Source organism: Cutibacterium equinum (assembly GCF_028021195.1).
Taxonomy (GTDB): Bacteria; Actinomycetota; Actinomycetes; order Propionibacteriales; family Propionibacteriaceae; genus Cutibacterium; species Cutibacterium equinum.
Genome location: NZ_CP115668.1, coordinates 1,555,115 through 1,569,744 on the forward strand (window position 1 = coordinate 1,555,115; position 14,630 = coordinate 1,569,744).

7 protein-coding genes are annotated in these 14,630 nt (G+C 65.5%); 6 read left to right on the forward strand and 1 reads right to left on the reverse strand.

The annotated features are described in order from the left end of the window. From O6R08_RS07150 to O6R08_RS07175, 6 genes are all read left to right on the forward strand, one after another. Positions 1-933 carry a glucose-6-phosphate dehydrogenase assembly protein OpcA gene (locus O6R08_RS07150; RefSeq protein WP_271417517.1) on the forward strand — a complete coding sequence of 311 codons (933 nt, stop codon included), beginning with the start codon at positions 1-3 and terminating at the stop codon, positions 931-933. Next, positions 930-1,664, forward strand: coding sequence for a 6-phosphogluconolactonase (gene pgl / locus O6R08_RS07155; RefSeq protein WP_271417518.1), 735 nt, complete (start codon positions 930-932; stop codon positions 1,662-1,664). Before O6R08_RS07150 ends, pgl begins: the two co-directional genes overlap by 4 nt. A gap of 102 nt (positions 1,665-1,766) precedes the next feature. Then, positions 1,767-2,270, forward strand: a complete 504-nt coding sequence (locus tag O6R08_RS07160; RefSeq protein ID WP_271417519.1) for a DoxX family protein — start codon at positions 1,767-1,769, stop codon at positions 2,268-2,270. Positions 2,271-2,355: 85 nt separating this feature from the next. Next, positions 2,356-3,150: a DsbA family protein gene (locus O6R08_RS07165; protein ID WP_271417520.1), complete on the forward strand. Its 795-nt coding sequence runs from the start codon at positions 2,356-2,358 to the stop codon at positions 3,148-3,150. A gap of 129 nt (positions 3,151-3,279) precedes the next feature. Then, the gene (valS, locus tag O6R08_RS07170) at positions 3,280-5,889 is read left to right on the forward strand and encodes a valine--tRNA ligase (RefSeq protein ID WP_271417521.1); all 2,610 of its coding nucleotides are present in this window, start codon (positions 3,280-3,282) and stop codon (positions 5,887-5,889) included. 339 nt (positions 5,890-6,228) lie between these two features. Further along, positions 6,229-11,157 carry an endo-alpha-N-acetylgalactosaminidase family protein gene (locus O6R08_RS07175; RefSeq protein ID WP_271417522.1) on the forward strand — a complete coding sequence of 1,643 codons (4,929 nt, stop codon included), beginning with the start codon at positions 6,229-6,231 and terminating at the stop codon, positions 11,155-11,157. A gap of 168 nt (positions 11,158-11,325) precedes the next feature. Here O6R08_RS07175 and O6R08_RS07180 read toward each other — a convergent pair whose 3' ends face one another. Continuing rightward, positions 11,326-14,604 carry a S41 family peptidase gene (locus O6R08_RS07180; RefSeq protein WP_271417523.1) on the reverse strand — a complete coding sequence of 1,093 codons (3,279 nt, stop codon included), beginning with the start codon at positions 14,602-14,604 and terminating at the stop codon, positions 11,326-11,328. Positions 14,605-14,630 lie beyond the last annotated feature (26 nt).

A 14,630-nucleotide genomic window follows, 5' to 3' on the forward strand; every position in this document is an offset into this window, starting at 1 on the left:
ATGATCGTCACGCTCAACGACACCACCGCGTCGAAGATCGGCGCCGCCATCGTGCAGGCCCGTCGCACCGTCGGGTCTGGGTCCGGATTGGTTCACACCCTCATTTGTGTGTGCGATTCCTCCCACTTCGACGCCGCGTTCGACGTCGCACGAGACGCTGCTCGTCAGCACCCGTCGCGCCTGCTCATGGTCGTCATGACCCGTTCCCGTAAGGACAAGCTCGACGCCGAGGTGCACGCCGGTGAGGGAACTCCCGGCGAGGTCATCGTGCTGCGCTTCTCCGGGGCCATGGCCAAGCGGCCGGCTTCGGTCATCCTCCCGCTGTTGCTCCCGGACTCCCCGGTCATCGCATGGTGGCCCTTCACCGGTCCCGATGATCTGGCCGCTGACCCCATCGGCGCGTTGGCTGACCGTCGCATCACTGACTCGGCCGCCGACAAGGACCCCTGCAAGGCGCTGGCGCGACGCGCCGCTCACCTGTCAGAAGGCGACTCCGATCTGTGCTGGGCTCGCACGACGGGGTGGCGGGCGCTGGCTGCTGCCGCATTGGATCAGCATCCCGCCACGGTCAAGGCCGTCCGGGTGGAATCGGCTGCCGGTAACGCCCCGGCCATACTGTTGGCAGCCTGGCTGGGACTGCGGCTCAATGTTGCGGTGGAGAGGGTGACCACCGATTCTCCCGGAATCTCCGCCATCGTCATGTCGACCTCCGGCGGGGACATCGAGATTCGACGCCGCAGCGGTCGATATGCCGTCTACCGGATTCCTGGAGAACCTGCCCGTGGTGTGGCCCTGGACCGCCGTGAGGTCCAGATGCTCATTGGCGAGGAACTTCGCCGACTGGACCGCGATGAGGTCTTCACCGCCGTCATGGCTGAGATTGCCAATGGAGCTGGCCGTGTCTCGACAACCGGTGATGGAGGTCAGTCATGACGAGCCGCCGACTCATGAGGTACCAGTCCGCTCAGGGACTGGCTGAAGGTGTGGCCCACCGCCTCGTCCAGACCATCGTCAAGGCCCAAGCCGAGCAGGAACGCATCGACCTGTGCCTGACCGGGGGCAGGATCGCCAATGCTGTCTATGCCGCGATGGGTGAGGTGGTCGAGTGTGCCGAGATCCATCCGGACCAGTTGCACGTGTGGTGGGGCGACGACCGCTTCGTCCCCACCGGCCATCCCGACCGCAATTCCCTGCAGGCCCTGCCTTTGTTGTCGGCAGCCCTCCGACTGGATCCCTCCCAGACCCACGTCATGCCGGGCGCCGATGGCAAGGCCGATCCCGATGAGGCTGCCTATTCCTACGCTCAGGAACTCGGCGACGTCGTCTTCGACATCTGTCTGCTCGGCATGGGACCAGACGGTCATGTCGCATCCTTGTTCCCGGGCCATCCCTCCTTCAATCCCACGACGACCGCGCTGGCTGTCGGCGTCACGGATGCTCCCAAGCCCCCGCCGGATCGTCTCTCGGTGACGATGCCAGTCATCAACCGATCAAAACGGGTGTGGTTCCTCGTCAGCGGGTCGGAGAAGGCCGACGCCGTCGAGAGGGTGTTCGCTGGGGACGAGTCCCTGCCAGCCACCTGGGCCAACGGCACGATTGAGACGAGCTGGATGGTCGACCACGACGCCTCGATCGGGTTACCGCGGTACAACTGCTCCCTGTGAATCCAGGGCAGTCCTGCGCACAACAGCATCGCCGTGGTCCCCAGAGAGCCACACATCGCTGTCAGGAAACACGATTGAGATGACCACCTGGGCGCTCATAGGATGAAAACCATGAACTCTCAGCCGTCGTCGCGTTCCTCCACGGTGCGTGACTGGGTGGGCTTCGTGGCCCGGATCATCCTCGGTGGCACCCTCTTGGTGGCAGGAATCATCAAGGCCACCGACATTGACTCGACCATCTGGTCGGTACGCACGTACCAGATCGTTCCATGGGATTTCGCTGCTGTCATCGGCTGGGCGATGCCGATTCTGGAAATCATCGTCGGTCTGATGCTCGTCCTGGGCATTGCGACGCGCTGGTCCGGCGTACTCGGAGCCTTGGCCATGGTCGTGTTCATCATCGGTATCTCGTCGGTGTGGGCTCGCCACATTTCCTTGGATTGTGGCTGCTTCGGGAACGGGGGTCCTGTCGGGCGCGACTGGGCCCACACCCAGCGCGCCTATGCCCTGGACATCCTGCGTGATCTCGGCCTTGCGTTGTGCGGTGTCTGGCTGATCGTGCGACCCCGCACCGCCCTGTCCGTGGACCGCTGGATCACCGCCTGAAGTGTCATCCGAATGCCCGGTTTGTTGACCGACCGGCTAGCATCATGAGTGACACATCATCTATTGCATGAGGGGACCTCAACCGATGGCTGACAAAAAGTCCACCGCCAGCACCTCGAAGCGCGCTGCCCTGCGCGCCCAGCAGGAGGCCCAGGAATCAGCGAAGAAGCGTCGCCGGATCATCGGCGTCATTGCTGGAGTCCTCGTCGCGGCGGCCATCGTCGTCTCCGTCGTCTTCGGGCTCAACCGCAAGTCTGACGACGCGCCGACCGGCAGCCAGATCACCCCGCCCTCTGCCACCAAGGATGGCATCTACACCTTGAACAAGGACAAGGTGAAGGACGGTGCCCCCACACTGACGGTGTTCCAGGATTACCAGTGCCCGGCTTGCAAGGCGACCGAGGATCTGTTCGGCAAGTCCCTCAACGATCTGTCAGCCAAGGGTGAGATCAAGCTGCAGTACCACACCCTGACCTTCCTGGACAACAACCTGAAAAACGATTCCTCGACCCGCGCTGCGATGGCGGCGGCTGCCGCCGATGTCGTCGGTCACTACGAGGCCTACCACGACGTGGTCTACTCCCATCAGCCCGAGGAAGAGGGCGCTGGCTACACCGATGAGCAGCTGCGCAAGGAATTCGCCACCGAGGCAGGTATCACCGGCAAGGATCTGACCACCTTCCAGAAGGTCTACGACAGCAAGCGGACCCAAGATTTCGTCGAGAACGGCAATGACAAGGGCCTTCAGGAGCTGCAAAAGTTCGGCAGTGCCGGCACCCCGACCTTCCTCGTCAACGGCAAGCCGTGGGAGGGCTGGCAAAGTTTCAGTGCCGCTCCGTCCGCCGACGACCTCCTCGCAGCCATCAAGAAGGCAGACTGATTTGTGACACCGGCTGGGGTTTTGGCACCGGTTGCTGGCCCTGGCCACCCGCTGATCAACCTTCACCAGGCGAGTGGCGAATGCCGCTCGCCTGGCAACCTGTCCGAGCCGAACACTAGAGTTTGAACCATGACCTCACAGACCTCTGCGCCCTCATCCGCCACGTCCCCCCAGCGCGGCGTCGTACCTGACAAGCCGGCCCTCGAGGGCCTGGAGGCCAAGTGGGGTCAAGTCTGGGAGGATTCTCAGCTCTACGCCTTCGACGCCACCGCAGTGGACTCCCGCGACCAGGTGTTCTCGATCGACACCCCGCCTCCCACCGTCTCCGGACACCTGCACCCGGGCCACGTCTTCTCCTACACCCACACTGACACCGTCGCCCGCTATCAGCGGATGCGCGGCAAGAAGGTCTTCTACCCGATGGGTTGGGACGACAACGGCCTTCCGACCGAGCGTCGCGTGCAGAACTACTACGGCGTGCGCTGCGATCCGTCGCTGCCCTATGACCCAGACTTCACCCCACCGGCCAAGCCCGACCCCAAGCATCAGGTGGCGATCAGCCGTCGCAACTTCGTCGAGCTGTGCGTCGAGCTGACCGCTGTGGACGAGAAGACCTTCCAGGACTTGTGGCGATCGGTCGGTCTGTCGGTGGACTGGAATCAGCTCTACACGACGATCTCGCCGGAGTCCCAGCGGATCGCCCAGCTGGCCTTCCTGCACAACCACGCTCGTGGTGAGGCATACCTGTCAGACGCCCCGACCCTGTGGGACGTCACCTTCTCCACCGCAGTGGCCCAGGCCGAGCTGGAGGCTCGCGACTATCCCGGCGCCTACCACCGTCTCGGTTTCCACCGTCCCGATGGCGAGGATGTCTTCATCGAGACGACCCGCCCTGAACTGCTGGCCGCCTGCTGTGCCCTCATTGCTCATCCCGACGACGAGCGCTACCAGCACCTGTTCGGCACCACTGTCACCACCCCGCTGTACGGGGTCGAGGTTCCAGTACTGGCCCACCCCGCCGCCGAGATGGACAAGGGCGCCGGTACCGCCATGTGCTGTACCTTCGGTGACCTCACAGACGTCGCATGGTGGCGCGAATTGCAGCTGCCGACTCGTACCATCATCGGCCGCGATGGACGCATTCTCGGCGAGACCCCGCAGTGGATCATCGACGCCGGTTCGGCGGAGGCCTACGAGGTCATCGCGGGCAAGACGACCTTCACCGCCCGCAAGCTCGTCGTCGAGGCCCTGACAGCCTCCGGCGAGATGGACGGTGAGCCCAAGCCCACCCAGCGCAAGGCCAACTTCTACGAGAAGGGCGACAAGCCGCTGGAGATCATCGGCACCCGACAGTGGTACATCCGCAACGGTGGACGTGACGCTGACCTGCGCGAGGCTCTGCTGGAGCGTGGCCGGGAACTCGAGTGGGTGCCCGAGCACATGCGTCACCGCTACGAGAACTGGGTCGAGGGCCTCAACGGCGACTGGCTCATCAGCCGTCAGCGCTTCTTCGGCGTTCCCTTCCCGGTCTGGTACCCGCTGGACGCCGAGGGTGAACCGGACTATGACCACCCGCTGCTGCCCGAGGAGTCGGCCCTGCCGGTCGACCCGGCATCCCAGGCCCCGGCTGGCTACGAGGAGTCGCAGCGCGGTGTTGCTGGCGGATTCATCGGCGACCCGGATGTCATGGACACCTGGGCAACCTCGTCCCTGACCCCCCAGATCGTCACCGGCTGGCAGCGCGATGCCGACCTGTTCGCCAAGACCTTCCCGATGGACTTCGCCCCCGAAGCCCACGACATCATCCGTACCTGGGTGTTCTCCCGGATGGTACGTGCACATCTGGAGAACGGCGTGCTGCCGTGGAAACGTGCCGCCATCTCCGGCTTCGTCACCGACCCCGACCGCAAGAAGATGTCGAAGTCGAAGGGCAACACCGTCGTCCCGACCGAGATCATCGACGAGTTCGGTGCCGACGCCGTGCGCTGGCGTGCCGCCATGGCTCGCCCGGGAATGGACTCCCCCTTCGACAAGGCCCAGATGAAGGTCGGTCGCCGTCTGGCCATGAAGATCCTCAACGCCTCGAAGTTCGTCCTCGGATTCGGGGAGGGCGGTCAGGTCGCCGACATCACCAACCCGGCCGACCTGTCGATGCTCGCCGGACTGAGCCAGATCGTCGTCGAGGCCACCGAGGCCTTCGACAAATTCAATTACACCGCCGCTCTGGAGGTGTCCGAGCAGTTCTTCTGGACCTTCTGTGACGACTACCTCGAACTGGTCAAGGAGCGCGCCTACGATTCGGAGGGAACCGACGAGGCCGGTGCTCTGAGCGCCCGGACGGCTCTGCGTCTGGCCCTCGACGTCATGTTGCGTCTATTCGCCCCCTTCCTGCCCTTCGTCACCGAGGAAGTGTGGAGCTGGTGGAAGGACGGATCGGTGCACACATCCTCCTGGCCCAGCGCTGACGAGGTGCCCGCTGACGGTGACTGCGACCTCATGTCCGACGTCTCGGCCGCCTTGGTCGAGTTGCGCGGTGTGAAGTCAACCCACAAGGTGCCGATGCGTACCCCGATCCTCTCGGCCCGGATCAGCGCCCCGGCATCCGTCATCGCCCATCTGCAGTCGGTGGAGTCGGACCTGGCCAAGGTCTCCAAGACCGAGTCGTTCACATGGATCGAGGGCGGCGAGGCCATCACGCTGGAGGCTGAGCTGGGGGAGGCTCCGGCCAAGAAGCGCTGAGGCGCGACCGCCTCGACAGACCGGGGTTGGCGTACCGGGAGACGCCTTACCGGGAGGTCTATGCGGCCCTGGGGGATGCTGTGCACCCCCGGGGTCGTGTCTTTGTGCGGGCGCAGATTTCTGTGATGCCACGCTCGGTGCACGGTCGCGACGAGCTGGTCGCCGGACCACCTCGGGGGCCATCTAGCAGGTCGGGGGTGATATTCGGCACGCGATGTCCACGGATTGACCTGAACACTCACCCTGAGCGAGTTCCACTGCTAATGTACACGTGTTCATAGCATGGTCTTGGACGGTGGAGCAGTGGTGCCCATCGCCGCAAACCAAGGAAGGACAGCGATGTCACAACGAAGGGCAAAGGCGCTCGGGGTAGGGATCGTCACGACCGGCATGCTTGCCGCAACGGTCGTCACGGCCTCGCCTGCCACCGGAGCACCCGCGTACACCCGCATCGACCAAGCCGCGATGACCGCGGTTGCTGCCGACTCGGTCGAGACCAGCGGAGAGGGCCCCAACGGCCCAATCTCGCTCATTCTCGACGGGGACGAATCCACCTACTGGCACACCCAGTGGTCTGGTTCGGTGGCACCGCTACCACACTGGTTCGTCGTCAAGCTCGGCGACCAGCCCGTCGACCTCGGGCGGGTCGATCTGACGCCGCGGCAGTCCTCCAACGGATCGGGACGCGTCCACGAGTACAAGCTGTACGCCGTCAATACCCCGCAGTGCACCAAGGACTCCTTCGGCAGTGCCGCCCCGGTGGCCTCCGGCCAGTTCGACGGCCTCGTCGCCAACAAGGCCCGAGTACGGTCGATCACCCTCGACACCCCCATCAAGGCGACCTGCGTCAAGGTGCAGTACGACTCCAGCTGGGGAGGAGCGAGCGGGTCGGATGACACGTCCCCCGCCGAGCAGGTCGCATCCCTCGCCGAGTTCAACGCCTTCACCGTCTCGACACCCTCGGTGACGCCAACCACCCCCGCAGGCCCACTCGCCCCAGAGGTGCCCGAAGGGGCGCTGTCGATCGGTGACGGCACCCTGTCGGTGCGTCTGCGACCCGACTTCCCGCAGATCATCGACTACAACCTCGCCGGTCGGACCCTCGTCGGCCAGTACGGCAGCGCGCTGTCCTCGATGACCATCGACGGGAAGGTCCAGAAGGTCACTGTCGGCAAGGCCACCGTCGCGGCAGACAAGCGGTCGGTCAGCTACCCGGTCGCGTTCCCGGGGCTGAAGGGCGTCCACCTCACCGCCGTGGTCTCGGTCAACGACGGAACCCTCACGTACAAGCTCACCAACATCGTCGACCCCGACAAGCTGGTGCACCGCATCGCCATCCCGGGCCTCGACCTGGTGAGCCTCACCGGAACCGACGCGAAGTCCCGAATCCTCGCCGCCGGAATCTCGGTGAGCCGCGAGACCTCCGGCGACAAGGTCATTGACGTGGCGAAAGCGAGCCCCGGAAAAGGTAACGCATGGATGGTCACGGCAAACAACTCCACCTTGGCGGCCGGATTCGAGACCAACGCCATCGGAGACAACACCGTCTCCCAGGGCGGCGGCACGACCGCACGCTTCGTCCACACCGTCAAGGACGTCTCCGGCACGACGGTAGGCTCCGTCTCCCCCGCTCAGTGGACCTACCGTTCGGGTGCCGTGACGACATATGACGACGGCTCCGGCATCGGCCCCGACGACGACCCCATGATCCAGGTCCGTATCACCGCCGACGCCAATGCCGACGGGGTCATCGACTGGCAGGACGGAGCCATCGCCACCCGGCACATCCTCACACCGATCGTCGGTGCCGACGAGGTGCGCAACCACGTCATCGCGCACATCCCCTTCAACATCGTGTCCCAGGCGACCCACCCGTTCCTACGGACCCTTGACGACGTCAAGCGGGTCTCCGTGGCCACCGATGGGCTCGGTCAGGAGGTTCTGCTCAAGGGTTACCAGGCCGAGGGACATGACTCGGCCCAGGGTGACTACGCCGGCCACTACAACGACAAGGCCGGTGGCCTGTCCGACCTGCGCACTCTCGTCTCGCAGGGCAAGGAGTGGAACGCCACCTTCGGTATTCACGTCAACGCCACCGAGTCGTACTCCGAGGCCAAGGCCTTCGGACCCGACCTGCTGCAGATGCCTCCGCAGAAGGCCTGGGGCTGGATGAACCAGGCGTACTACATGAACGGCCCCAAGGATCTGGCCACCGGTGCCGTCCTCGAGCGGCTCGCGGCCTTGCGTAAGGACTTCCCGGCCGACAGCAACCTCAACTGGCTGTACTGGGACGTCTACTACCCGCGCGGATGGGAGGGAGACCGGTTCGCAGCCGAGGTGGCCAAGCAAGGGTGGCGTCAGGGCTCCGAGTGGGCCGACGCGATGCCTCGCTCGAGCACCTGGTCACACTGGGCCAATGACGAGAACTACGGCGGATCGAACAACAAGGGCCTCAACTCCCAGCTCATCCGCTTCGTCGAGAACTCCTACCGCGACACGTGGAACCCCGACCCCGTGCTCGGCAACACCAACGTCGTCGAGTTCGAAGGCTGGACGGGCCACAACGACTACAACGCCTTCATCGCCAACGTGTGGCAGCGCAACCTGCCGACAAAGTTCATGCAGCGCTCGCCCATCATGAGCTGGTCCGAGCACGAGGTGAAACTGGCCGACGGCACCGTCGCCACCTCGCCGCTGGCTTCCATCGACGGGCGGACCATACCCACCAACCGCACCATCACGACCGACGGAGCGGTCGTCTACCACGACGGCACCTACCTGCTGCCATGGAAGGATGGCGGCAAGGACCGGCTATACTACTGGAACCCTTCGGGCAAGGCTGCCACCTGGCAGCTCACCAAGGCGTGGGCCTCCCAGTCCAGCCTGACGCTGTTCAAGCTCACCGACACCGGCCGGGTCAAGGTCGCCGACCTGCCCGTCTCGGGCGGCAAGATCGCTCTCCCGGCCACCGAGGCGAACACGGCATACGTCCTCTACCCGACCTCGGCGGTTCCCGCAGCCGCGACCCCGAACTGGGGAGAAGGTAGTCACATCGTCGATCCGGGGTTCTTCTCGGGAACGACGAATGCCTACCGCACGAGCGGCTCGGTCACGGTGACGAAGTCCGCCCGGGGCAATTTCCAGGCCGAGCTCGGGTCGGGGGCCTCCTCCCTGTCCCAACAGCTCGCTCTGCCCGCAGGGACGTGGAGTGCCTGGGCCTGGGTTCAGGTCCAGCCGGGAGCGACCCGCCACGTCGAGGTTGCGGTGTCCGGGTCCGGGGTCTCCCCCGCCGGCCACCAGGCCGGGCGCAAGGGTGAGGCTGTGACCTCGATCGACGCTTCCACGGCTCCCAACGCGACCGCCTCCGATGAGAAGGTCGGCACGTACTTCCAGCGGGTTCCGGTGCGCTTCACCTCGGACGGGTCGGCGGTGACCCTCGCTGTACGAGCCGGGGACGGCTCGGCCATCGTCTCGGTCGACGACCTGCGCATCGTCCCCACGACGACCCCGAACGATTCGGCCTCGACCGAATCCACCATCGTCTACGAGGACTTCGAGCACATTGACGACGGTTACGGGCCATTCGTCACCGGGCAGGCCAATGCCGGCGGCGACGCCCGTACCCAGTTGGCCGAGAAGCACGCCCCCTACTCGCAGTCAGGATGGTACGGCCTGGTCAACGACTCCGACCGTGCTGCCACCAAGGGTCAGAAGTACCTCGACAACGTCCTTGACGGTCAGTGGTCGCTCATGGCCCACCAGGAGAATGGCGGACTCATCCTGCGCACCACCCAGGGGCTCGTCCCCTTGGCCAAGGGGCACACCTACCGGGTGAGCTTCGATTACCAGACCGCCTATGACGACGACTACTCCCTGGTTGTCGGACACGACTCGGCCAGCGGAAAAGCGTGGAAGTCGACCATTGACCGCACTGTGCCGATCGCCCAGGCTCGCGGCGCCGGATGGCACTCCGGCACGACGACCGGCTCGGGCACGAAGGTGTTCAGTACCGAGTTCGCTGCCGGCGAGCACGCCTTTTTCGGAATCGTCAAGCAAGGTGGCAAGGTCCAAGGCGACCTGGTCATCGACCGGTTCAGGGTCGAGGACCTCGGGGCAAAACCGATCCTGTCGGTTGCCTCGAAGGCAGTGACGTCGTCCGATCCGGCCATGCGCGAACTCGCCATCACTGCATCGCTGGCCCTGTCGCAAGGTTCGGCCACCGACGTGAAGCTCTCCCTCACCGGCCCTCAGGGCTGGACGGTGACACCGGTGAGCACAGCGGCCACGAGTGTCTCGGCCGAACGCGACGCCACGGCATCGTGGACGGTCAAGGTGCCTCGCAATGCTGCTGCCGGCAAGCTCGAGGTCAAGGCCACGTGGACCCAGGACGGCAAGGCCGGACAGGGCACCGAGTCGATCCCAGTCGACCCTGGTCACTTCCCGCTCATTGACCCGATCAGCGGGACCGATCTGACGCTCGTCGAGGCGAGCTCGGAGCAGACCGGAGGCGCTGAGCCGGCACCGAACGGTCCGGCCGCAGCCGCCATCGACGGCGACCCGTCGACCTACTGGCACACCCAGTGGCACCCGACCGTCGACAAGTACCCGCATTACATCGTCATCCGGCCGACCGCCTCGCTCACCGAGGGCACGACCTGCCAGATCAAGGGCTTGGAGTACACCGCCCGCCAGAGCGCGGCCAACGGTCGGGCCAAGGGCTACCAGGTGTATGTGTCGACCGACGGCAAGACCTGGGGCGATCCCGTGGCATCGGGTGACTTCGCCGACGTGACGACGCCGCAGGTCATCGAGTTCGCCAAGCCGGTGCCCGGCCCGTTCGTCAAGCTCGTGGAGACCTCCTCGCAGAACGGGGCACAATTTGGCGGGGCCGGGGAGATCCGGTTGTCCGCGAGTTGCTCGGGTTCGGCAGCCCCGACGCCCGCACCGAATCCCACACCGACCACGGTGCCGACCCCGGGAGACACACCCAGTGCCTCCCCGACGCCGAGTCAGCCCGCTGTGCCAGGGCAACCCAGCACCACGCCGAGCCAGCCCGCTGCACCGACGGCTCCGAACCCCTCGGACACGGCCGGACGCCCCAGCACCCCGGCGCAACCCGGCAAGCCCGGCACATCCGGGATCGCATGGAAGCCCGGGAAGCCCAGCGAGCTGCCGCACACTGGCGCTTCCGGTGACGACACGGCGGTCACGTTGACCGTAACGGCCCTGCTGGCCATGGCCGGGATGTCACACCTGCGTCGGCGGTGAGAACACCGACGTCGTGGTGAATGACCGAAGACGGGCGGGGCCGTGTAGTCCCGCCCGTCACGGTGCTTCCCTCTCACCCCAGCTACAATCGCTGCCGGCACGACCCGTGCAGCGACGCGCAGCGCCCGGAGCCACATGGTGGCCCCGGGCGTTGTTGACCAGAAAGGGTCAGTCCTGTCTCGACCCACCGAAGGCCGGGGCGGGAAACTCCGGCGGGGTTGCCGCCGGCTTCTCGTCGAGCTGACGCAGACACTCAGTGATGGCCGCGTCGAGTTGGACGTCCTGCCCGGACTCCCAGTCCTCGGGTGAGACGATGACCTCGATGTCGGGATCGACACCGTGATTCTCAACCCCCCACCCGTAGTTGCCGTACCAGCCGGCATACCTGGGCTGGGTGACACCGGTTCCGTCAACAAGGTCAAAACGGCCGTCAATACCGACGACGCCACCCCACGACCGCTCACCCATGACCTTGGCGTATCCCATGGCCTGGGTGACGGCAGAAACGATGTCTCCGTCGGAACCCGCCCACTGGTTGGTGACCATGACGATCGGTCCACGCACCGCGTTCTGCGGGTAGGTGCCCGGGCTCTGGTACCAGCGGCTGAAGTCCCATCCGACGACCTTGCGAGCCAGCCTCTCGACAACCAGCTGCGAGGTATGGCCACCGTGGTTGAACCTCACGTCAGCAATGACACCCTCATGACTGGTCGCCTCATTGATCTGACGGTGCAGCTCGGCCCAGCCGTCGGACACCATGTCCGGGACGTGCAAGTAGCCGAGTCGACCGCCCGAGTGCTCCTCGACATAGCGGCGACGCGACGCCACCCAGTCGTGGTAGCGCAGCGGGGCCTCGTCAGCCATCGGCACGACGGCCACCTGACGGCGATCCTCACCCCGGCGCACCGTCAGTTCGACGACCCGTCCGGCCGATCCCTCAAGCAGCTCACCGAGGGTGCCGTCGACGCCCACCGTGCGCCCGTCAACCGCGACGACGATGTCGCCGTCAGCCACGGCAACTCCAGCTGCCCGCAACGGAGACCATGCGCGAGGATCCGACGACTCACCAGGAACGACACGGATGAGCGTGGCTCCATCGTCCGCGCTGGCGACGTCAGCCCCGAGCAGACCAGCGCGCATGTCAGGGTCACCCGCAGTCCCCGCGGCAGAGACGTAGGAATGCGAGGTGTTGAGCTCGGCGACGGTCTCCCACAGGATGTCGTGGAGGTCATCGACGACGTGGCACAGGTCAACGAGGGGACGATACCGCGTGAGCACGCCGTCCCAGTCGACCCCGTTCATGTCCTCGCGCCAGTAGTGGCTGGCCATGAGGCGACCATTCTCGTCGAACATCTGATGCCACTCGGCACGCGGGTCGATGGATCGACGCAGCCTCGACAGGTCGACGCTGATGTAGGCCGGGTCGTCGTCATCGACCTTGTGGGAGGAGGGTACGACGATGACATCGTCCTTGTGCCGCACCACAAGACGCTCCCCGTCACCGGAGACCGAGTAGGAGTCGACGGACTTGCAGAGCTTGTCAAGGTGACGGTTGGCGAGGTTGTAGTGCCACAACACGTCACTGGGGGCTTCCTCGCTGACACCAGCACGAGTAGCACCAAGTTCGCCACCACGATCGGCGATCTCGACCCACACCAGGCCATCCTTGACGGCTGCCAGTCCGCGGTAGGAGCCCGAGGGCACCGGGAAGGGCACCATCCTCTCCTCGAAGCCATCGGCGGTGAGGTTGCAGACGACCTCGGGAGTCTTGTCCTCGTCGTCGCTGCCAGCCTCAGCGGTGGCCTTGGCCTTGGCGTCCTGGACCTCGCTGATCTGCCATCCCTGGGAGGACGGACCGAAGGGGGACACGTCGGTGGCACTGAGCGGAACCAACCACGGACGCTGAGTATGTCCGAAGGACAGGTCGAAGGTCTGGCCGTCGTAATTCGGGTCGAAGGTACGCGCCGAGAGCATGACAAGGTACTTGCCGTCGGCAGTGAAAACCGGGCAGGAATCGTCGAAGGTACCACGGGTGAGAGCGAAGGACTCCCCCATGCCCTGTTCGTCCCAGCAACGGATCTGACCGATCATGGCCTCTCCGGAGGCCACTGGGGAGCGCCACACCAGGTAGCGGGAGTCCGGGGACCAGGCCAGACCGCTGGCCTCGCCCTCAGGGGAGGTCGCGACCTGACGGACAGCCCCGTCGGCAACGGTGACGATGAGAATGCGGCCGTCATGGCTGACGAGGGCGACCTTCGTGCCATCAGGGGCTGGTGCCAGGTGCAGCACTCGGCCAATCTGCCCCTGGCCCAGACGACGGGTCTGGCCGGTGCCGTCGAGGTTGGCGATTTCGAGACAGTCCTCCCCCTCGACGTCGCTGGCCCACACTCCCCGACCAGTCTGGCCGAGAACACGCGGCTCACGGATACGGACCCCATCGGCTGCCGACAAGGCTCGCGCCGGACCGGAGCGATGGGTGAGGAAGTAAGCGGCTCCTCGCCACTCGAGCAGGGACCCGTCACCACCGTGGTCGGAGACGACTGCTTCCAGGCGGTCAGTGGGCTCCAGCGGCACACGGCGGGGCGCTCCGATGCCAAGGTCGATCTCGAGACGCTGAGGTTCGGCATCGAGGCCGGCCATCGACCAGAGCGCGCCGTGGGCGTGGTAGACGATCGTCGTGCCATCGGTGCGAGGGTCACGGACGTAGCCCTGGTCCTCGCCGTGATGGGTGTGCTGACGTAGGTCGTGGCCCTGGCCGTCAACTGACCAGATCTGGGCCTGGGCGTGCGGGGAGTCGTCGTCGCTCATGTCCGAGCTGAAGAAGAGTCGACCGTCGACCCAGCCCACCCCGTACCGTCCGGCAGCGGCGTAGCGGCCGTCGTGGTCGTCGTTGCCGTCACGCAGCAGGCGCAGGAATCTGTCGGCTCCGGCAGGGCGCAGCCAGATCTGGCCGGCGGTGCCACCACGGTAGCGCTTCCAACGCGAGCAGTCTCCAGAGTTCGGGGTGACGACGGCGACGGCGCCATCCGAGTTCACGGCCAGGTCCATTCCTGGCCCGTAGCCAAGACGCTCGACGTGGCCATCCAGGGAAACCGTGTACAGCCAGGCCAAACCGATGTCATTGGTCTGATGAGGGGACGAGAACACCACGTGCTCGTCGTCTTGCCATCCCACGACGAGGTTGCGTGCAGCTCCCAGCCAGGTCAGCCGACGCTGGTCGCCAGTGGCCAGGTCGATGACGAAGACTTCGGGCCGTTGCCCCAGGTAGGAGGTCCACGCAATCTTCGTCCCGTTCGGGCTGAAACGGGGATTACGGACCATGACGTGATCGCTGGTGAGCCGACTTGCCCTTCCCCCAGTGACGGGAACCAACCACACGTCGTTGTCAGCAGTGAAAACCACGAGGTCGCCGTGGACATCGGGGTATCGCAGATATCCGGTTGCCATGGGTGTCAGGGTACCGTCTTGTACGG

Coding starts and splice junctions, on each gene's coding strand:
- O6R08_RS07180 (WP_271417523.1), bottom strand. CDS start 14,604: ATGGCAACCGGATATCTGCGATACCCCGATGTCCACGGCGACCTCGTG.
- O6R08_RS07150 (WP_271417517.1), top strand. CDS start 1: ATGATCGTCACGCTCAACGACACCACCGCGTCGAAGATCGGCGCCGCC.
- O6R08_RS07160 (WP_271417519.1), top strand. CDS start 1,767: ATGAAAACCATGAACTCTCAGCCGTCGTCGCGTTCCTCCACGGTGCGT.
- O6R08_RS07175 (WP_271417522.1), top strand. CDS start 6,229: ATGTCACAACGAAGGGCAAAGGCGCTCGGGGTAGGGATCGTCACGACC.
- pgl (WP_271417518.1), top strand. CDS start 930: ATGACGAGCCGCCGACTCATGAGGTACCAGTCCGCTCAGGGACTGGCT.
- valS (WP_271417521.1), top strand. CDS start 3,280: ATGACCTCACAGACCTCTGCGCCCTCATCCGCCACGTCCCCCCAGCGC.
- O6R08_RS07165 (WP_271417520.1), top strand. CDS start 2,356: ATGGCTGACAAAAAGTCCACCGCCAGCACCTCGAAGCGCGCTGCCCTG.